The 18,938-nt window shown below is 71.2% G+C and carries 15 protein-coding genes; 10 read left to right on the top strand and 5 right to left on the bottom strand.

Translation table 11 applies throughout. The features are described from left to right. Positions 1 to 23: 23 nt before the first annotated feature. Positions 24 to 440 carry an OsmC family protein gene (locus BU204_RS07825; RefSeq protein WP_075124905.1) on the top strand — a complete coding sequence of 139 codons (417 nt, stop codon included), beginning with the start codon at positions 24 to 26 and terminating at the stop codon, positions 438 to 440. Between the two features lie 2 nt (positions 441 to 442). Here BU204_RS07825 and BU204_RS07820 read toward each other — a convergent pair whose 3' ends face one another. Further along, positions 443 to 1,480, bottom strand: a complete 1,038-nt coding sequence (locus BU204_RS07820) for a hypothetical protein (protein WP_075124904.1) — start codon at positions 1,478 to 1,480, stop codon at positions 443 to 445. Positions 1,481 to 1,714: 234 nt separating this feature from the next. Between BU204_RS07820 and BU204_RS07815 the strand changes: the two genes are divergently transcribed. The 6 genes from BU204_RS07815 to BU204_RS07790 all read left to right on the top strand — a co-directional run bounded on the left by BU204_RS07815 (position 1,715) and on the right by BU204_RS07790 (position 8,781). Beyond that, entirely contained in the window at positions 1,715 to 3,646 is a 1,932-nt protein-coding gene (locus BU204_RS07815; protein ID WP_408607992.1) for a GTP-binding protein, read from the top strand. Between the two features lie 116 nt (positions 3,647 to 3,762). Continuing rightward, complete coding sequence (locus tag BU204_RS07810) at positions 3,763 to 5,019, top strand: hypothetical protein (protein ID WP_075124902.1); 1,257 nt, start codon at positions 3,763 to 3,765, stop codon at positions 5,017 to 5,019. 235 nt (positions 5,020 to 5,254) lie between these two features. Beyond that, a complete protein-coding gene (locus BU204_RS07805; RefSeq protein WP_075124901.1) occupies positions 5,255 to 6,070 on the top strand; it encodes a nitroreductase/quinone reductase family protein in 816 nt (271 codons plus the stop codon). Between the two features lie 57 nt (positions 6,071 to 6,127). Continuing rightward, entirely contained in the window at positions 6,128 to 6,883 is a 756-nt protein-coding gene (locus tag BU204_RS07800; protein ID WP_143229356.1) for a hypothetical protein, read from the top strand. Positions 6,884 to 7,057: 174 nt separating this feature from the next. Next, the gene (locus BU204_RS07795; RefSeq protein ID WP_075124899.1) at positions 7,058 to 7,873 is read left to right on the top strand and encodes a matrixin family metalloprotease; all 816 of its coding nucleotides are present in this window, start codon (positions 7,058 to 7,060) and stop codon (positions 7,871 to 7,873) included. 242 nt (positions 7,874 to 8,115) lie between these two features. After that, on the top strand, positions 8,116 to 8,781 hold the full coding sequence (locus tag BU204_RS07790; RefSeq protein ID WP_075124898.1) for a DUF4097 family beta strand repeat-containing protein: 666 nt from the start codon (positions 8,116 to 8,118) through the stop codon (positions 8,779 to 8,781). 297 nt (positions 8,782 to 9,078) lie between these two features. Here the strand turns inward: BU204_RS07790 and yjfF are convergent, their stop codons facing one another. The 4 genes from yjfF to BU204_RS07770 all read right to left on the bottom strand — a co-directional run bounded on the left by yjfF (position 9,079) and on the right by BU204_RS07770 (position 13,660). Further along, positions 9,079 to 10,080 carry a galactofuranose ABC transporter, permease protein YjfF gene (yjfF, locus tag BU204_RS07785; RefSeq protein ID WP_075124897.1) on the bottom strand — a complete coding sequence of 334 codons (1,002 nt, stop codon included), beginning with the start codon at positions 10,078 to 10,080 and terminating at the stop codon, positions 9,079 to 9,081. Then, the gene (locus BU204_RS07780; protein ID WP_075124896.1) at positions 10,077 to 11,072 is read right to left on the bottom strand and encodes an ABC transporter permease; all 996 of its coding nucleotides are present in this window, start codon (positions 11,070 to 11,072) and stop codon (positions 10,077 to 10,079) included. The genes yjfF and BU204_RS07780 overlap by 4 nt, the downstream gene beginning before the upstream one ends. After that, positions 11,069 to 12,601 carry a sugar ABC transporter ATP-binding protein gene (locus BU204_RS07775; protein WP_075124895.1) on the bottom strand — a complete coding sequence of 511 codons (1,533 nt, stop codon included), beginning with the start codon at positions 12,599 to 12,601 and terminating at the stop codon, positions 11,069 to 11,071. Before BU204_RS07775 ends, BU204_RS07780 begins: the two co-directional genes overlap by 4 nt. A gap of 69 nt (positions 12,602 to 12,670) precedes the next feature. After that, positions 12,671 to 13,660: an ABC transporter substrate-binding protein gene (locus BU204_RS07770; protein ID WP_075124894.1), complete on the bottom strand. Its 990-nt coding sequence runs from the start codon at positions 13,658 to 13,660 to the stop codon at positions 12,671 to 12,673. Positions 13,661 to 13,832: 172 nt separating this feature from the next. On the opposite strand from BU204_RS07770, the gene BU204_RS07765 reads away from it, so the two are divergent. From BU204_RS07765 to BU204_RS07755, 3 genes are read left to right on the top strand one after another with little or no spacing between them, the layout of a single operon-like run. Beyond that, positions 13,833 to 14,894, top strand: coding sequence for a glycoside hydrolase family 43 protein (locus BU204_RS07765; RefSeq protein WP_075124893.1), 1,062 nt, complete (start codon positions 13,833 to 13,835; stop codon positions 14,892 to 14,894). A gap of 20 nt (positions 14,895 to 14,914) precedes the next feature. Then, the gene (locus tag BU204_RS07760; RefSeq protein ID WP_075124892.1) at positions 14,915 to 17,416 is read left to right on the top strand and encodes an alpha-L-arabinofuranosidase C-terminal domain-containing protein; all 2,502 of its coding nucleotides are present in this window, start codon (positions 14,915 to 14,917) and stop codon (positions 17,414 to 17,416) included. Further along, positions 17,413 to 18,891 carry a family 43 glycosylhydrolase gene (locus tag BU204_RS07755; RefSeq protein WP_075124891.1) on the top strand — a complete coding sequence of 493 codons (1,479 nt, stop codon included), beginning with the start codon at positions 17,413 to 17,415 and terminating at the stop codon, positions 18,889 to 18,891. The genes BU204_RS07760 and BU204_RS07755 overlap by 4 nt, the downstream gene beginning before the upstream one ends. Positions 18,892 to 18,938 lie beyond the last annotated feature (47 nt).

Raw genomic sequence — 18,938 nt, 5'->3', positions numbered from 1 at the left:
GCTGAGGCCCTAGTGTCGACACCATGGCGGACGACACCTTCAGATCGGTTCGCGTCGAGCGGGTCGGGGACGGGCGCTACGTCGCGCACAACGCGAGTGGTGCCACGCTGCCCATCGGTGGCGAGGACTTCACCCCGGTCGAGCTGCTGCTCGCGGCGATCGGTAGCTGTACGGCCACCGACGCGGACGCCGCCATCAGCCGGCGGGTGGAGCCGGAGACGTTCACGGTGACCGTCGCCGGCGACAAGGTCCAGGACGAGTCCGGGAACCGGATGGAGAACCTGGTCGTGACGTTCCGGGTCGAGCTGCCCGAGGGGCCCGAGGGCGACCGGGCCAGGGCCGTCCTGCCGCGGGCCGTCCGCCTGTCCCACGAGCGGCTGTGCACGGTCAGCCGCACCGTCGAGCTCGGCACCCCGGTCAAGACGGTCCTGGAGGACTGAGGTCAGGCCGCGCCGACCTGCTCGTCCAGCCGTTCGCGCAGCGAGAGCAGGTCGGTGAGGACGCGGGCGGGGTTGGTGCCGGCGATGACCACCTCGGTGGGGCCGTGACCGGCCGGCTGGGGGAGTGTCGCCAGGACGACGTCGCTGTGCAGGTCGGGCAGCGTGGGGCGCGAGCCCGGCTGGCGCGGTGGGCGGGGTGGGATCCGCCAGTAGCCGGCCACGGCGGCCCGGGTGCGGCGGGGGTAGGTGGGCTGGCCCACACCGGCCCGGATGTGTTCGGCGACCAGGTCCACCCCGGTCGCGGCACGGACCATCGCCCGGAGCACCGGGTCGGGCGGGTGCGGTGCGGCGCCGAGCAGGATCGGTCCGCCCGGGGCGTCGAACAGCTCGACGTGGAACGCTCCGTCTGGAATGGACAGACGGCTGACGGTCAGCTCCGCCGCGGCGAGCAGGGGCGCCGCCTCGGTGTCCTCGATCGTGACGCCACCCATCCCGGCGCCGGCGGCGAAGTCGTGTCGGGTACCCAGGTAGCGGGAGGCGACCGCCGTCACCACCCGCCCGCCGACGGCTACTCCGTCCACATGGCACACTTCGGCGTCGATCCACTCCTCGTAGCTGACCTCGCCGTCGAGCGGGAGGTCAGCGGGCTCGGCGACCCGTCGGACCTCGTCACCGGTCCTGGCGGCGAGCGGACTGCGGAAGTGCCAGTTGCGGGCGCCGATCGCGGACAGGGGCCGGGGAATCGGCACCCCGACCTCCCGCGCACGGCGCCGCAGCAGCCCCCGGTCCAGCAGCGTGAGCACGTCGCGCGGGCGTGCGCCGGGCAGGCCCAGCCGCTCGCGGAGCCGGGCGGCCGGCAGCGTCCCCGACCTGCCGACCGCGACGACCAGGTCCGGCGTCAGCGGCAGAGAGCCGAGATCGGTCGGGGCGAGCACCCAGGGGGCGCGCAGCGGCAGGATCCCGGCCTCGACGAGGTGGTGCACCTGACGGTGGTCGTGCTCGTCCTCGGTCAGCAGCAGAACCCGTGCTCGCCTGGCCATCCTCGTCCCCCTCAGCGCTCGTGCTCGAGCCAGGTTCGGCGGCGGCGGTCGAGGGCCGCTCGAGGCTCGGTAAACCGCCAAAACCGGTTGCCGCCCGACCACGGCCTCTGCTGTGCTGGGACGGCACCAACCCCGAGCAAGGAGCATCGATGCGAGCAGCGTTCATGTCCGTCCAGGAAGGAACCGTCTCCTACAGCGAGGACATGACGTTTGCGTACGCTCAACCTGGGGATCTTGGCCCATGTCGACGCCGGTAAGACCAGCCTGACCGAGCGCCTGCTGCACGGCGCCGGAGTCATCGACGAGCTCGGCAGCGTCGACGACGGCAACACCCAGACCGACTCGCTCGCTCTCGAGCGGCGGCGCGGCATCACGATCAGGTCGGCCGTCGTCGCGTTCACCGTGGGCGATGTCGCGGTCAACCTCATCGACACCCCCGGCCACCCCGACTTCATCGCCGAGGTGGAGCGGGTGCTCGGTGTGCTCGACGGCGCGGTGCTGGTCGTCTCCGCCGTCGAGGGCGTGCAGCCGCAGACCCGGGTCCTGATGCGCACCCTGCGGCGGCTGCGGATCCCCACGGTGCTGTTCGTCAACAAGATCGACCGCCCGGGCGCCAGGGACACCGGACTGCTGCGGGAGATCGCGGCCAGGCTCACCCCGTCCGTGGTCCCCATGGGAACCGTCGACGGCCTCGGCACCCGGGCCGCGCGGTTCGTGCCCGGCGTCGACGACGAGGCTCTGGTCGAGGTGCTCGCCGAGCACGACGACGCTGCCCTGGCCGCCTATGTCACCGAGGACGAGGCCTTCCCGAGGCGGGACGCGCTCGTCGAACAGAGCCACCGCGCGCTCGTGCACCCGGTCTACTTCGGATCCGCGGCCACCGGTGCCGGGGTCGCCGCGCTGGTGGCCGGCATCAGCGAGTTGCTGCCGAGCGGAACCGGGGACGCCGCGGGGCCTTTGTCGGGCACGGTGTTCACAGTAGAGCGTGGACCGGCGGGGGAGAAGATCGCGTACGTGCGGATGTACTCCGGCACGGTGCGGGTCCGCGACCGTGTCCCCTATGGACAGACCGAGGGCAAGGTCACCGCTCTCGGCGTGTTCCACAGTGGAACCAGCCTGCGTTCCGGTGAGCTGGGCCCTGGTCGGATCGGCAAGCTGTGGGGGCTGGGTGAGGTCCGCGTCGGCGACGCCCTCGGCACCCCGCATGCCGCCACCGGGCGGCACTTCGCGCCGCCGACGCTGGAGACCGTCGTCGTGCCGGCGCGCCGGGCGGACCGCGGTGCGCTGCACACCGCGCTCAGCCAGCTGGCCGAGCAGGACCCGCTAATCAACCTCCGTCGCGACGAGTCGCGCCAGGAGATCTCGGTGTCGCTCTACGGCGAGGTGCAGAAGGAGGTCATCCAGGCCACCCTGGCCGACGAGTACGGCATCGAGGTCGGCTTCCGGGAGACCACCGTGGTGTGCGTGGAGCGACCCGTCGGAACCGGTGCGGCCCACGAGCTGATCGGGACCGAGTCCAACCCCTTCCTGGCCACCGTCGGCCTGCGGGTGGAGCCGGCACCGGTCGGCAGCGGCAGCTCCTTCCGGCTCGGCGTGGAGCTCGGGTCGATGCCCTACGCGTTCTTCGCGGCGGTGCGGGAGACGGTCGTCGAGACGCTGCGGCAGGGCCTGTACGGCTGGGAGGTGCTCGGCTGCGTGGTGACCATGACCCACTCCGGCTACTGGGCGCGGCAGAGCCACGCGCACGGCACCTTCGACAAGAGCATGTCCAGCACCGCGGGGGACTTCCGCAACCTCACCCCGCTGGTGCTGATGGCCGCGCTGGACCGGGCGGGGACCGTGGTGCACGAGCCCGTGCACCGGTTCTCCCTCGAGCTCCCGGGCGACACCCTCGGGGTGGTGCTGCCGGTCCTCGCCCGGCTGCACGCGGTGCCGCGGGCGACCCGGCCGCGGGGCGCGACCTGCGTGGTGGAGGGCGAGATCCCGGTCGCGCGGGTGCACGAGCTCGAGCAGCGCCTGCCCGGGCTGACCCGCGGCGAAGGCCTGCTGGAGTCGGCGTTCGACCACTACGCGCCCGTGCGGGGCGAGGTCCCGACGCGGAGCCGGACCGACCACGACCCGCTCAACCGGCAGGAGTACCTGCTGCACGTCGTCCGGCGGGTCTGACTCGCGGCGCGGTCGTGCACCGATCGCTGGTGAAGATCCCGTTCTTGACGTGCCGGACGAGAGGTGGTCTCATCGTTCCGAAAGTTATTCACGTTCTGGCCGGTCGGGAGGCCGAGATGTCCCTGCTCCGTCGTCTCCTACCCAGCGTCGTCGTGGCCGCCCTGGCCGTCGCCGCGGCCGTGGCGGTACCGACCGCCGCCGCCCAGCCGGCCGAGCTGCCCACGGCCGCGGTCGCGCTGGGCGACAGCTTCATCAGCGGCGAGGGCGGCGGCGACTACGCCCCCGTCACCGACGTCGACGGGGTGTCCCAGGGCTTCCCTGGGTGGTCGGCACCCAACAGCAACGCCTACTTCTGCCACCGCTCGCCCCACGCCTCGCTGTTCCGGGCGTCCCTGCCCGGCATCCAGGACCGGTTCAACCTGGCCTGCTCCGGGGGCCAGCCGCACGACCTCGGCAACGCCTCGATCAACCGCGAGAAGGGCCGCGCCGTCCCCGCCCAGCTCGACCAGCTCCGCGCCGTGGCCCAGTCCCACGACATCGACCTGGTCCTGGTCGGCCTCGGGTCCAACAACAGCTCGTTCACCTTCGGCGACGCGGCCTCGGTGTGCGCCAACCGGTTCATCGCCGACGCCTGGACCGGGTGGTGGGAGTTCTGGGCCTACCTCGGCGGGGACGTCCCCCAGCAGCCCTGCACCATCACCGACCTGGCGACCGACGCCGAGCTCGCGGCGGCGACGGCCGAGACCACCGACGCCCTGCGCGCGCTGTTGACCACGCTGGCCCAGGTCGACGCGGACGGACAGCACCGCGTCGTGTTCCAGGACTACACGAACCCGCTGCCCACCGACTACGCCGGCCGGTACCACGAGGAGGACAACCGGGCCGACGACCGCGACAAGTTCCGGGCGTTGGGTGCCGAGCGGTACGCGGCCGGCTGTCCCGCGCACCGGGCCAGCCTCGCCGCCGGTCACCTGTTCTCCCAGGGGCTCGGCCGGCTGGTCGCCGGGACGCACGCGACGCTGTCCGCCGAGTTCCCCGGTGCCGACCTGGTGTACCTGAACGTCCAGGGAGCCTTCGACGGGGCGCGGCTGTGTGAGCAGGACGGTAGCCCGGACAACGCGCTGGCCACGCCGATCCGCCTGCAGGACGGCCCGAGCGGGGTCCCGGTCACCAGCCTCTCCGGACGCGACAAGATCGCGATCCAGCGCATCGCCAACACCTGTGTGACCTACTTCCAGACCTGCCAGGAGTCCTGGCATCCCAACGCCAACGGCTACGGCGTGCTGGGGCAGTGCCTGAGCGGGGCGGCGGTGGCCGCAGCGCGGTCGGTCGCCTGCACGCGGGGGAGCGACGGATCCGTGACCGTCGCGTAGGGTCCCCCGCCGCGGAGGCCGCTCGGGACGGGGCATGTCCCGGGCGGCCTCCGTTTCTCGTTGCGTCGCGCGCGTTCGTGCGGTTAGAGTTCCGGGCGTGACTGCCGGGTCGGCCATGGGCCACGCACGAGTGAGGTTCCCGGTCACGGCGTGACCGCGGGGCGGGCTCGGAGCCCGCCGTCGTTGTTCTCCACACACGTTTCCTTTCCTTCCTGTTCGAACGTGGAGAACACACGTGACTGTCGATTTCAACCAGCAGGTCATCGAGGAGTTCCGGGCGAACCGCGGCCGCGTCGGCGGCTACTTCGCCGGCGCCCGCCTGATCCTGCTCACCACCACCGGTGCGCGCACCGGTGCCAGGCATACCGTCCCGCTCGGCTACCTGCCCGACGCGGGCGAGCGGATCATCGTCATCGGGTCGGCCGGCGGCGGCCGCCGGCATCCCGCGTGGTTCCGCAACCTGGTGGCCAACCCCCGGGTCAGCGTCGAGGACGGGATGCGTACCTACGAGGCCGAGGCGGAGGTGCTCACCGGCGCCGAGCGCGACGAGGTCTTCGCCCGCGCGGTCGAGGCCGACCGGGGGTGGGCGGACTACGAGGAGAAGTCCGGCCGCGTGCTGCCGGTGGTGGCACTGGCCCCGGTCGAACACGTCCCGCCGCAGGCGTCCTCGCCGGGGGAGGGCCTGCGCCTGATCCACGACGCGTTCCGCCGCGAGCTCGGGATCATCCGGGAGGAGTTCGCCAAGGCCGGGCCGGGTCTCGGGGTGCAGCTGCGGATCAACTGCCTGAACGTCTGCCAGGGGCTCGAGTACCACCACAAGATGGAGGACGGCGGGCTGTTCCCCGCCCTGGGGGAGCGCTACCCGGAGCTCGAGTCCACACTGGAACGCCTGCGTGCCGAGCACGAGACCGTCGCCGCACTGGTCGCAGAGCTGCAGCAGGCGGTCACCGCGGGCACCGGCGGCCGGGCGGAGGTCGACCGTCTCATTGAGGAGCTGGAGGCGCACCTGACCTATGAGGAGGAGCAGCTCGTCCCGTTGTTGACCGGGTGACGAAAAGGCGGTAACAGCGCCGGGGGCGCACCGGATGTACCCGGTGTGGGTTCGGTGATGCGTGTCGTGATGCGGCTCGAGGCCGCCGGCAACCGGCTCGGCGACTCGGTCCGCCGGCTGCCCGGTCCTGGTAGGTGGCTCGGCGGTGTCACGATCGCGGTGACGAGCCTGGCCGCGGGAGTCGTGGCGAGTACGCGGGGTCTCGCCACGACACCGCGCCGCCTGCCCGCCGGCGCCGCCGGCGCGGTGCTCGTCGTGCTGGGCAAGCTCGTCGCGCTGGGCCAGGCCGTCGTCGGGGTACCGCGCGGTGATCGGGCGCTCGACGCCGACGAGCTGGCGATGCTCGAGCGGGTCTTCCGCGGCTCGGTCGACCTGCGTGCGGTACGCGTGGTCCCCGGACCGGCCGGTGTGTTCACCCGCACCGGCCGGCCCTTCGCCCTGGGCGCCACGGTGTACCTCGGCACGCGTCTGGACCCGGCCACCCTCGTACACGAGTGCGTGCACGTCTGGCAGTACCAGCACCGGGGCTGCCGGTACACCGCCGAGGCGTTGTGGGCCCAGCACACGGTCAAGCCCAGCGCCTACCGCTGGACCGACGAGCTCGACCGCGGGCGCCGGCACTGGCGGGAGTTCAACCTCGAGGCGCAGGCCCAGCTCCTCGAGGACATCGCCCGGTCAGGGCTCGAGTTCTTCGGTGACGAGGACGGGTCGCGGTTCACCCACGCCGGCGCGGACCACACCGACCTGGCCCGTGCCGCCGTCGCCGAGCTCCGTGAGCGGGCGGTCAGAGGTCCCGCTGTCGGCACGGGATGACCTCGCCGGCGACGTGGGTTCCGCCCACGGTAGCGGCGTGTTCGGGTGCGGTTGGGTTGTGGTTGGGGAGCGTGCGGGCCTACTCCTGTTCTGCTCTTGTTCGGGGCTCTGGGTTGCAACACGTGGGCGGCAATGTAGGTGGTGTCAAGCCGCACCACCAAAGGAAACGCCACGATGTCGCTCACCCGGTTCGCCACTCGCACCGCCGCCCTGGTCCTCGCTGTCGCGGCGGTGGGTTCGGCAGTCGCGACAGTGGCCACCGGCCGGGACGTCGTGGCGCCGGTCGAGGACGGTGTGACGGTGGTGGCGGAGGCGATCATGGCGTCGACCCCGTTCGAGCAGGCCGCCACCGCGAGTGCCGCCGCGGCGACCACGGCCGGTGCCGCCGCGGCCGCTACGCCGGGCTGCCAGGACAAGCGCTACGCGTTGGCGGAGTGGCGGATGCCGGCCACCTTCACCTGGTACTACAACCCGGCCGGCGCGCCGGCCTCGGTGGCGGCGACCGCGCTGCCGACGATCAAGTCCGCGACCACCACGCTGTTCACCGCTGGTTCGCGCTGCGGCTCGGCGACCACGCTGGTCACGAAGGATGTCTTCGGTGGGACGAGCCCGAAGGCGGCGCAGGTCTCCCCGAAGGGCACCTGCACCGGCAACGACAACGTCAGCGTCACCAGCTGGGGCACCCTGCCCGCCAGCGTCCTGGCCTACACCTGCGTGTACTACCGGACCGGCTCCAAGACCGTGCTGTCCTCCGACGTGCTGATCGACAACAAGGTCCACAAGTGGTTCACCACCAAGCCCGCCGGCTGCAGCAACCAGTTCGACCTCGAGTCGGTCATGGTCCACGAGCGTGGCCACACCGCCGGCCTCGAGCACGTCGCCCAGAACTCCGCCCAGACCATGACCCCCAAGACCCCCGCCTGCACCACCGCCAACCGCGCCCTCGCCGCCGGTGACGTCCAGGGCCTCAAGGCGATGTACGCCGCCTGAGCCACCTCCGCTCCGCTTGACGACGATTCCGCTCGACGACGATGCCCTCGCGCCACACGCGCGAGGGCATCGTCTGTCTGGGTGTGGCCGCGCGGGTCTGGTGTGTCCGGAGCTGGGCGTTGGCGGTGTCAGGGGCCGCGTCAGAGCGGTGACCGTCCCGTGTCAGGACGACCGGTGATCGTGGTTTCCAGCACGGGGTCCCCACCAGAGGGGGCCCTCGAAGGAACTCTCAGGAGAGCACGATGCACACGTTCGACACCCCCAGCCCGATCTCCGTCGTCCTGGCCATCCCCGCCGGGCGCGTCCAGTTCATCGCCGCCGACCGCGCCGACACCACCGTCGAGGTGCTGCCCGCCAACCCCGCCAAGAGCCGCGACGTCCAGACCGCGGAGAGGACCACGGTCGACTACGCCGACGGCGTTCTGCGGATCCGGACCCCCGAGCCCAGGAACAAGCTCGTCGGCCACGGTGGATCTCTGGAGGTCACCGTCGGCCTGCCCGCCGGCTCCCGGGTCGAGGCCGAGGCAGCCGCGGCCGAGGTCCGGACCGTCGGTCGCCTCGGCGAGGTCGTCTTCGACGGCGCGTACCGGCAGATCACGATCGAGGCGGCCGAGGGCGTCCGCCTCACCGCGGTCGACGGCGACGTCGAGATCGGCCGGCTCCACGGACCCGCGGAGATCACCACCACGCGGGGCGACATCAGGATCGCCGAGGCCACCGGCGGCACGGTCGTGCTCAGCACCCAGTCCGGCGACATCTCGGTCGTCGCCGCGGCAGGTGTCTCGGCCGCCCTGGACGCGGGAACCGGCCACGGCCGCATCCACAACGCCCTCAAGAACAACGGCACCACCGAGCTCGACATCCGCGCCACCACCTCGCACGGCGACATCACCGCCCGCAGCCTGTGAAACGCCGGCTAGGGCCAATGCCGGTCGCTTGAGCCGACGCAAGATCAACTCCGCGATCGGCGAGCAGCGAGAACAGGCACGTTCAAGACCAACAAGGGGCCTTCCGGGCAGCTGAACGACCGGCATTGCGGCTAGGGCACGTCCGCGCAGCCCTCGGTCGCGGTCTTCGCGTCCAGCTCGCCGCTGGCGGCGTTGTCGGGTCAGGCCGAGTACGACCCGGTACGAGGCCCGCCCTCCGCCTTGCCAGCGACGACCTGGATCACCAAGCCCATCGACCGGAGACTGTGCGGACGCGCCCTAGAGATCCCGCTGGCGGTACAGGATCAGCCGCTGCAGGGCGATGAAGGCCAGGAGCAGCACGCCGATCACGATCCTGGTCCACCACGAGCTGAGCGTGCCCTCGAACGAGATGATCGTCTGCACGGTGCCCAGGACCAGGACGCCGACGACCGAACCGCCCACGTAGCCCATGCCTCCCGCGAGGAGGGTCCCGCCGACGACGACGGCGGCGATCGCGTCCAGCTCCATCCCGACGGCGTGCAGGCCGTACCCGGACAGCATGTAGAAGCTGAACAGCAGCCCGGCGAGCGCGGAGCAGAACCCGCTGATCACGTACACGCCCACGGTGACGCGGCCGGTGGCCAGGCCCATCAGGCGGGCCGAGGACTCGCTGCCGCCCACCGCGTACACGGTCCGCCCGAAGCGGGTCAGGTGCAGCACGTACGCCGCGACGGCGACCACCGCCAGCGCGATCAGCACGCTGTAGGTGATCGCGACCTTGCCGGGCAGCATCACGGTCTCGGTCGCGATCGTGCGGAAGGCGGGATCCTTGATCGAGATCGAGTCGATGCTGATCACGAAGCACAGGCCGCGCGCGAGGAACATGCCGGCGAGGGTCGCGATGAACGGCTGGACCCGCAGTTTGTGGATCATCAGCCCCATGCCGAGACCCAGCGTCGACCCGCTGGCCAGCACGGCGAGTACGGCCAGCCAGGCCGGCCAGCCAGCCTCCAGCGTCGCCGCCGCGATCATCGTGGACAGGGCGACCACGGCGCCGACCGAGAGGTCGATACCGCCGGTGAGGATCACGAACGTCATCCCCACCGCCAGCACGATCAGGAAGGCGTTGTCGATGAACAGGTTCGCGATCACCTGACCGGAGGCGAAGCCCTCGTAGCGCACCGCGCCGGCGCCGAAGGTCAGCACGAACACGACGAACGTCGCGATCACCGGCAGGAACCGGGACGGGACCCGGGACTGGACCCGGCTCAGGAACCGGGGCTGGGTGAGTGCGGTCATCGTGCCATCGCCTCCTCGACCTGGCGGGGCTGGGGAGCCCGGGTCAGCGCGGGTGCGACCCGCGGCGCCTGCAGCAGGCAGACGATGATCACGACGCCCGCCTTGAACACGAGCGTGACCTCGGGCGGGACGCCGATCGTGTAGACGGTCGTGGTGAGCGTCTGGATCGTCAGCGCGCCGAGCAGCGTTCCGGTCAGCGAGTACCTGCCGCCGGTGAGCAGCGTGCCGCCGATGACGACGGCGAGGATCGCGTCCATCTCGATCCAGAGGCCGGCGCTGTTGGCGTCGGCCGCGCTCACGTTCGAGCTGATCATCAGCCCGGCCACGCCCGAGCAGAGTGCGGCGAACACGTAGACGGTCCAGATGATCGTGCGCGACCGGACCCCGGCGAGCCGGCTCGCCTCCGGGTTCACGCCGACCGACTCGATCAGCATGCCCAGCGCCGTTCGCCGGGTGACCAGCGCGACGGCCACCAGCGCGGCGAGGCTGATCAGGATCGCGATCGGCAGGAACAGGAAGCCGGCACCGACCTGGCGGAAGAGCGGATTGTCGACGGTCACGATCTGGCCCTCGGTGAGCAGCATCGCGATCCCGCGTCCGGCGGTCATCAGGACCAGCGTCGCGATGATCGGCTGGATGCCGAGGACCGCGACCAGGAAACCGTTCCACAGCCCGAGCACGACGCACACGCCGAGGGCGAGCGCCATGGCCGTCAGGGCGTCCCCGGTGCTCGCGATGTAGGTGCAGGTCACCGCCCCGGCGATGGCCGCGACGGCGCCGACCGAGAGGTCGATGCCCCGGGTCGCGATGACCAGCGTCATGCCCAGGGCGATCAGCAGCGTCGGCGCCCCGTTGCGCAGGATGTCGACGAGGCTGCCGAACAGGTGCCCGTCCTGCAGTCGCAGCTCGAAGAACGACGGTTCGACGATGAGGTTGAGCAGCAGCAGCGCGACCAGCGCCAGCGCCGGCCACAGCAGTCTGGTCCTGGTCATGAGAGGGCCTCCACCTTCGTGGAGCCGCTGGCGATCAGCTCCATCACCTCGTCCACGCCGGCCGCCGAGCCGGACAGCTCGGCGATCTTGTGCCGGTCGCGGAGCACCACGATCCGGTCGGAGATCCGCACGACCTCCTCGAGCTCGGCCGAGATGAACAGCACCGCCATGCCGTCGGCGGCGAGGTCGGCGACCACCTTCTGGATGTGCGCCTTGGCGCCGACGTCGATGCCGCGGGTCGGCTCGTCGAGGATCAGCAGCCGGGGCCGGGTGATCAGCCACCGGGCGAGCAGCACCTTCTGCTGGTTGCCGCCGGAGAGGGTGCCCACGACCGCGTCCGGGTTGGCCGGTCGGATGTCCAGCTCGGTCAGGTACTTCTCGACCAGCTCGTCGGCAGTGCGGCGGGGCACCTGGCGGGCCCAGCCGCGGGCGGCCTGCATCGCGAGAATCATGTTGTCGCGCACGGTGAGGTCGGCGACGAGGCCGTCGGCCTTGCGGTCCTCGGAGGAGAACGCGATCCCCTTGGCGAGCGCGGCTCTCGGGCCGCCCCGCTGCCGCAGCGGCTCGCCGTCCATCAGGACCCGGCCGGTGTCCGCGCGGTCCGCGCCGAACAGCAGCCGCGCCAGCTCGGTCCGGCCGGACCCGAGCAGCCCGGCGAGCCCGACGACCTCGCCGGCGTGGATCTCCAGGTCGAACGGCGCGATGGCTCCCGCCCGGCCGAGCCCCTCGGCCCGCAGCAGGGGAGCGGGGTCGGCGCTGCGCCGTTCCGACCGGCGCTCGACCTCCTCGAGGACGCCGAGCTCACGACCGATCATGGCGGACACCAGGTCGATCCGGCTCAGCGCGCTGGTGGCGTACTCGCCGACCAGTTTCCCGTTGCGCAGCACGGTGACCCGGTCGGAGATCTCGTAGACCTGCTCGATGAAGTGCGTGACGAACAGGACGGCGACCCCCTCCGCGCGGAGCACGCGGATGATCCGGAACAGCTCGGCCACCTCGTCGGTGTCCAGGCTGGAGGTCGGCTCGTCCAGGATGAGCACGCGCGCGTCGACGGCGACCGCCCGGGCGATCGCGACGAGCTGCTGCACGGCGATCGGGTGGCTGCCCAGCGCCGACCCGGGGTCGATCGTCAGCCCCATCCGGGCGAGCAGCGTCGCGGCCCGGGCACGCATCGTCCGGCCGTCGATGACCCCGAACCTGCGCGGCTCCCGGCCCAGCAGGATGTTCTCGGCCACGGAGAGGTTCGTGCACAGGTTCACCTCCTGGTACACGGTGCTGATGCCGGCCGCCTGAGCCTGGGCCGGTCCGGGGAACGACACCGGCGCGCCGTCGAGGTGGATCTCGCCCGCCTCCAGCGGGTGCACCCCGGTGAGCGCCTTGATGAGCGTGGACTTGCCGGCACCGTTCTCGCCCATCAGGGCGTGCACCTCACCGGGGAACAGGCGGAAGTCGACGTCCTCCAGGGCCTTCACGCCCGGGAACTCGACGTGGATGCCGCGCATGTCGACCAGCGGCGGGGACTCGGTCATGAAGGCTGTCCTTCGGTGTGCGGGCGGTCCCCGTCACCACGCGGGTGACGGGGACCGGTGAAAACCTGCTCAGTACTTGCGGTCCGGCAGCGCGGCCTTGGCCTGCTCCGAAGTGAACGTGCCCTCCTCGGTGACCACCCGGGTCGGCACCTCCTCGCCGGCGACGACCTTCTCCGCGAGCTCCATCAGCTGCTCGCCGAGCAGCGGGTTGCACTCGACGATGAAGTTGATCTCGCCCTTGGCGAGCGCCTCCATGCCGGCCTTCACCGCGTCCACGGTGATGATCTTGATGTCCTTGCCGGGCACCTTGCCCGCAGCCTTGATGGCCTCGATCGCGCCGAGACCCATGTCGTCGTTGTGCGCGTAGACCACGTCGATGTTCGGGGTGGACCGCAGGAACGCCTCCATGACCTGCTTGCCGCCGGCCCGGGTGAAGTCACCCGGCTGCGAGGCGACGATCTCGATGTCGTCCCGGGCGCCGATCTCCTCCTCGAAGCCCTTCTTGCGGTCGATCGCCGGGGCGGCCCCGGTGTTGCCCTGCAGCTCGACGACCCGCTGCGGGCCGGTCGTGTTCTCCACCAGCCACTTGCCGGCCTTCTTCCCCTCCTCGACGAAGTCCGAGCCGAGGAAGGTCTTGTAGAGCGAGGTGTCCTCCGAGTCGATCGCGCGGTCGGTGAGGATCACCGGGATGTTCGCGCGCTTGGCCTCGAGCAGCACCGGGTCCCACCCGGTCTCGACCACCGGGCTGAACGCGATGACGTCGACCTTCTGCTGGACGTAGGACCGGATCGCCTTGATCTGGTTCTCCTGCCTCTGCTGGGCGTCGGAGAACTTGAGCTCGATGCCGGCGGCCTCGGCGGCCTCCTGGATCGACTTCGTGTTCGCCGTTCGCCAGCCGCTCTCCGCACCGACCTGGGCGAACCCCATCGTGATCGTGTCGTCGCCTCCGCCACCACCGGCGCCTCCGCCGGCGCCGGCGGAGCCCGACCCGCCCTCGCCGCACGCGGCCAGTGCGGCCAGCAGAACCGCGCCCAGCGCGGCCGTGATCTTCTTCACCACTGATCTTCCTCCGTATACGGCGAGTGACCCCTGTCACTGGGCCACTAGAGTGAACGTTCACAGTTCTCACGTCAACCCCACCGCAACCAGAACTTAGCGTTCTTGACTCAGTGGTGAACGCGTTCTATGTTAACGCTCACTTCGCGTGTCGCCGCCGACCGGAAGGAGCCCCATGCGGGCGTTTCCCGTTCGTCGCCGTTCCCGGTCGTTCGTCCTCGCCCTCGCCCTCGCGGTTCTGGCGTCCGGTGTCCTCGGCACCGGAGCCGCATCCCACGCCTCGGCCCGCCCGAGGTACGGGGGTTACGTCTTCTTCTACTTCACCGGCGAGGGCACCGAAACCGGCGAACAGGTACATCTCGCGGCGAGTCGAGGCAACGACCCGCTGCACTGGGACGAGCTGAACGGCGGCGCCCCGGTGCTCACCTCGTCGCAGGGGGACCGGGGGGTGCGCGACCCGTTCGTCATCCGCTCCCCGCGCGGCGACCGGTTCTACCTGATCGCCACCGACCTGCGGATCTTCGGCAACGGCGACTGGGACGCCGCGCAGCGCTTCGGCAGCAAGCACATCGAGGTCTGGGAGTCGACCGACCTCGTCCACTGGTCGGCGCAGCGCCACGTCCGGGTCTCGCCCGACACCGCGGGAAACACCTGGGCACCCGAGGCCTACTGGGACCGCACGATCGGCGCCTACGTCGTGTTCTGGGCCTCCAAGCTCTACGCCGCGGACGACCCGAACCACACCGGCGAGTCCTACAACCGGATGCTCTACGCCACCACCCGCGACTTCCGGACGTTCTCCACGCCGCGGGTGTGGGCCGACCCCGGGCACTCCGTGATCGACTCCACGGTGATCGAGCACCGCGGGCACTACTACCGCTTCACCAAGGACGAGCGGGCGAGCGCGCCGGACGCGCCGTGCGGCAAGTTCATCGTCGCCGAGCGCTCCCGATGGCTGCGCGACACCGACTACGACTTCGTGGCCGAATGCATCGGCGCCGGCGCGATCGCCCGCGGCGAGGGACCGGCGGTGTTCACGTCCAACACCGAGGACCGCTGGTACCTGTTCATCGACGAGTTCGGCGGCCGCGGCTACGTCCCGTTCGAGACCACCGACCTCGCCTCCGGGCAGTGGCGGCCCTCGGCCGGATACGAGCTGCCCAGCCGACCCCGGCACGGCACGGTCCTGCCGGTGACCCGAGCCGAGCTCGAGCGCGTCCGCGCGGCCCATTCCTGATCCCCCCGAGGAGTACAGGTATGTCCCGATCCCGACTGCTGTCCGCGGCCGTCCTGCTGACCGCGACGACGCTTCTGCCCACCTCGGCCCTGCCTGCCTCGGCCCAGCCGGCGGAGACCGAGTACACGGTCACCGTGGACGCCTCCGCGACCGGTCCGGAGATCTCCGACAACATGTACGGCGTCTTCTTCGAGGACATCAACCGGGCCGCCGACGGCGGGCTCTACGCCGAGCTGGTGCAGAACCGGTCGTTCGAGTACGACCGGGTCGACAACGCCGCCTACACCCCGCTGACCGGCTGGGCGCCGCACAGCGGCGACCCCCGGGTGGTCGACGACGAGGGGCGGCTCAACGAACGCAACCGCCGCTACCTGAGCCTCGCGCTGCCGGCGGGAGTGATCAACGCCGGGTACAACTCGGGCATCCGGGTCGAGCGCGGCAAGCGCTACGACTTCTCCGTCTGGGCCCGAACCGACCAGCCGTCGACGCCGCTGAGCGTGGGGCTCACCGACCCGGCCGGCACCGCGCTGGCCGACCCGCTGCGGCTCACCGTCCGCGGCGCGGCCTGGACCCGGTACACCGGCTCCTTCCTCGCCCGCACCTCGAGCATCACCGGACGACTGCTGGTCCGCGGCGAGGGAACCGGGACACTCGCCCTGGACATGGTCTCGCTGTTCCCCCGGGACACCTTCAGGAACCGGCCCAACGGCATGCGCCGCGACCTCGCGGAGAAGGTCGCCGCGCTGCGGCCGGGCTTCCTGCGCTTCCCCGGCGGCTGCCTGGTCAACACCGGCAGCCACTACGGCTACGAGGCGCCGAACTGGGAGCGCCGCCGCTCCTACCAGTGGAAGGACACCATCGGGCCGGTCGAGCAGCGGGCGACAAACGCGAACTTCTGGGGCTACAACCAGTCCTACGGCCTGGGCTACTACGAGTACTTCCAGTTCGCCGAGGACATCGGCGCGATGCCGCTGCCGGTGGTGCCGGCACTGGTCACCGGCTGCGGGGAGAACCGCGCCACCGACGACGAGGCCCTGCTGAACCGGCACATCCAGGACACGCTCGACCTGGTCGAGTTCGCCAACGGCCCGGTCGACTCCACCTGGGGCGCCAAGCGCGCCCAGATGGGGCATCCCGAGCCGTTCGGGCTGACCCACCTCGGGGTGGGCAACGAGGAGAACCTGCCCGACGAGTTCTTCGCCCGCTTCACCCGCTTCCGCGCGGCCATCGAGGAGCGGTACCCGGAGATCACCGTGATCAGCAACTCCGGCCCGGACGACGCCGGTGCCACGTTCGACCGGCTCTGGCAGCTCAACCGGGACGCCGACGTCGAGATGGTCGACGAGCACTACTACAACAGCCCGACCTGGTTCCTGCAGAACAACGAACGCTACGACGCCTACGACCGCTCCGGCCCGAAGGTCTTCCTCGGCGAGTACGCCTCACAGGACAACCGGTTCCGCAACGCACTCGCCGAGGCCGCCTACATGACCGGCCTCGAACGCAACGCCGACGTGGTCCGGCTGGCCTCCTACGCCCCGCTGCTGGCCAACGAGGACTACGTGCAGTGGCGGCCGGACATGATCTGGTTCAACAACCGGGCGGTCTGGGGCTCGGCTAGCTACGAGGTGCAGAAGCTGTTCATGACCAACGTGGGCGACCACGTGGTGCCGAGCGAGTCCACCGACACACCGTCCACCCTGGAGCCGATCACCGGCGCGGTGGGGCTGTCCACCTGGGGCACGGCCGCGGCCTACGACGACGTGCGGGTGACCTCCGCCCAGGGCGAGACCCTGTTCGCCGACGACTTCTCCGGCACGGCGGAGAACTGGACACCGACCGAGGGACGCGGCTCCTGGGCGGTGACCGACGGCCGTTACGTCCAGTCCGACACGGTCGCGGAGAACACGATGGTCACCGCGGGCGACCCGACCTGGCGCGACTACGACCTGTCGGTCAAGGCCACCAAGCTGTCCGGCCGCGAGGGCTTCCTGGTCGCGTTCGGAGTCCGGGACACCGGCAACTACTACTGGTGGAACCTGGGCGGCTGGAACAACACCCAGTCCGCGGTGGAGCGCGCCGAGGGCGGCGGCAAGTCCACGCTCATCTCCGACGGCACCCGGGTCGAGACCGGCCGCACCTACGACATGCGCGTGCAGGTGCGCGGCCGTCACGTCGCGCTGTACCTGGACGGCGAGCTGTGGGGCGAGTTCACCGACGACGCGGTCGTCGAGCCCTTCCGCCAGGTCGTCACCCGGGACGCGGCGACCGGCGAGCTGGTCCTCAAGGTCGTCAACGCCCAGGACGCCGCCGCCCGCACGACAGTCCACCTGCGCGGGGCGAGCGTGGAGCGCCGCGCCAGGGTGACCACCCTGGCGGGCCATCCCGACGACGTGAACACCCAGTACACCACCCCGATCGCACCCCGGGAGTCCCAGCTGGACGTCGCCGGCACGTTCACCCACACCTTCCCGCCGAACTCGGTGACGTTCGTACGGATCGCGACAAGGAGCACGAGATGACCGGGATCGACCGCAGGACCCTGTTCCATGCGAGCGGTGTGGTGGCCGGTGCGACCGCGCTCTCGGCGGGCACGCCGCTCGCCGCGGCGGCGGAACGCGGCGGCCACGGCGACCGGCCGGGCTCGCCGTTCCCGCTGACCACTCGCAACCCGCTGGTGGAGCGGCGGGCCGACCCGTTCATCACCCGCCCCGTGGACGGCATGTACTACCTGACCGGCTCGGTGCCCGAGTACGACCGGGTCGTCGTGCGCGGCGCCACGACGCTGGACGGCCTGGCGAGCGCGCGTGAGCGGACCATCTGGCGCCGGCCGGCGAGCGGCCCGATGGGCGGCTACATCTGGGCGCCCGAGCTCCACCGGATCGGCAACCGCTGGTACGTCTACTTCGCCGCAGGCGACTCCGACGACCCCTTCCGCATCCGCACCTACGTGCTCGAGTCCGACAATGCCGACCCCCGGGCGTCGGGCTGGCGGCCGCCGCGGCGGATGGTCACGGCCTGGGAGACGTTCACCCTGGACGCCACGACCTTCGCCCACCGCGGCCGGCGGTACTTCCTCTGGGCCCAGCACGAGCCGGGCATCGACACCAACACCAACCTCTACATCGCCGAGATGGCCTCGCCGCTCGAGCTCGCCACCGAGCCGGTGCGGATCGCGGTCCCCACCGCGAGCTGGGAGACGCAGGGCTTCCGGGTCAACGAGGGGCCGGCCGTGCTGATCCGCAACGGCCGGGTGTTCGTGACGTTCTCGGCCAGCGCCACCGACGCCCGCTACTGCATGGGCCTGCTCACCGCCGACGAGAACGCCAACCTGCTCGACGCGCGGTCCTGGACGAAGTCGGCCAACCCGATCTTCGTGACCAACGCGGAGACCGGTCAGTTCGGGCCGGGCCACAACTCGTTCACCGTCGCCGAGGACGGCCGCACCGACGTGCTCGTCTACCACGCCAGGGACTACCGCGACATCGAGGGCGACCCGCTGTTCGACCCCAACCGGCACACCCGGGTGCAGCGGCTGCACTGGAACGAGGACGGCGCGCCCAGCTTCGGCGTGCCGGTCGGCAGGGGCGGGCCGATCAGCCGGCTGTCCCCGATGGACGCGCCGCACCTGGTCGTGCGGCACTTCGAGTATCGGCTGCGGGTCGAGGGCAACGTCCGCGAACTGGCCGACACGCAGTTCCGCTTCGTTCCCGGCCACCTCGGCGCCCGCACCGTGTCCCTCCAGCCGGTGAACTTCCCCGACCGGTATGTCCGGGCCGCCGACATCCTCCGCGTCGATCCCTACGAGGACACCGACGCCTACGGCCGGGAGACCAGCTTCGTGCGGGAGCCCGGCCTCGCTCACCGGGACGGGGTCTCGCTGCGGGCGAGCACCGGCCGGCGGGCCTATCTCACCCACGTCGACGGGCGCCTCGTCCTCACCTCCCCAGGTCGGGGACGCGCCGAACGGGAGCGTTCGACCTTCTGGATTCGCTGAGGGTGGGACACTGGGCGAAAGGCACGATCATGAGTTGAAGCGAGGTT

Source organism: Actinophytocola xanthii (assembly GCF_001921205.1).
Taxonomy (GTDB): domain Bacteria; phylum Actinomycetota; class Actinomycetes; order Mycobacteriales; family Pseudonocardiaceae; genus Actinophytocola; species Actinophytocola xanthii.
This window is presented reverse-complemented; position numbering and strand designations above follow the sequence as displayed.

Excerpts from the sequence above, each read along its gene's own strand:
- BU204_RS07825 (WP_075124905.1), top strand. The coding sequence starts at position 24 with ATGGCGGACGACACCTTCAGATCGGTTCGCGTCGAGCGGGTCGGGGAC.
- BU204_RS07820 (WP_075124904.1), bottom strand. The coding sequence starts at position 1,480 with ATGGCCAGGCGAGCACGGGTTCTGCTGCTGACCGAGGACGAGCACGAC.
- BU204_RS07810 (WP_075124902.1), top strand. The coding sequence starts at position 3,763 with ATGTCCCTGCTCCGTCGTCTCCTACCCAGCGTCGTCGTGGCCGCCCTG.
- BU204_RS07800 (WP_143229356.1), top strand. The coding sequence starts at position 6,128 with ATGCGTGTCGTGATGCGGCTCGAGGCCGCCGGCAACCGGCTCGGCGAC.
- BU204_RS07795 (WP_075124899.1), top strand. The coding sequence starts at position 7,058 with ATGTCGCTCACCCGGTTCGCCACTCGCACCGCCGCCCTGGTCCTCGCT.
- BU204_RS07790 (WP_075124898.1), top strand. The coding sequence starts at position 8,116 with ATGCACACGTTCGACACCCCCAGCCCGATCTCCGTCGTCCTGGCCATC.
- yjfF (WP_075124897.1), bottom strand. The coding sequence starts at position 10,080 with ATGACCGCACTCACCCAGCCCCGGTTCCTGAGCCGGGTCCAGTCCCGG.
- BU204_RS07780 (WP_075124896.1), bottom strand. The coding sequence starts at position 11,072 with ATGACCAGGACCAGACTGCTGTGGCCGGCGCTGGCGCTGGTCGCGCTG.
- BU204_RS07775 (WP_075124895.1), bottom strand. The coding sequence starts at position 12,601 with ATGACCGAGTCCCCGCCGCTGGTCGACATGCGCGGCATCCACGTCGAG.
- BU204_RS07765 (WP_075124893.1), top strand. The coding sequence starts at position 13,833 with ATGCGGGCGTTTCCCGTTCGTCGCCGTTCCCGGTCGTTCGTCCTCGCC.
- BU204_RS07760 (WP_075124892.1), top strand. The coding sequence starts at position 14,915 with ATGTCCCGATCCCGACTGCTGTCCGCGGCCGTCCTGCTGACCGCGACG.
- BU204_RS07755 (WP_075124891.1), top strand. The coding sequence starts at position 17,413 with ATGACCGGGATCGACCGCAGGACCCTGTTCCATGCGAGCGGTGTGGTG.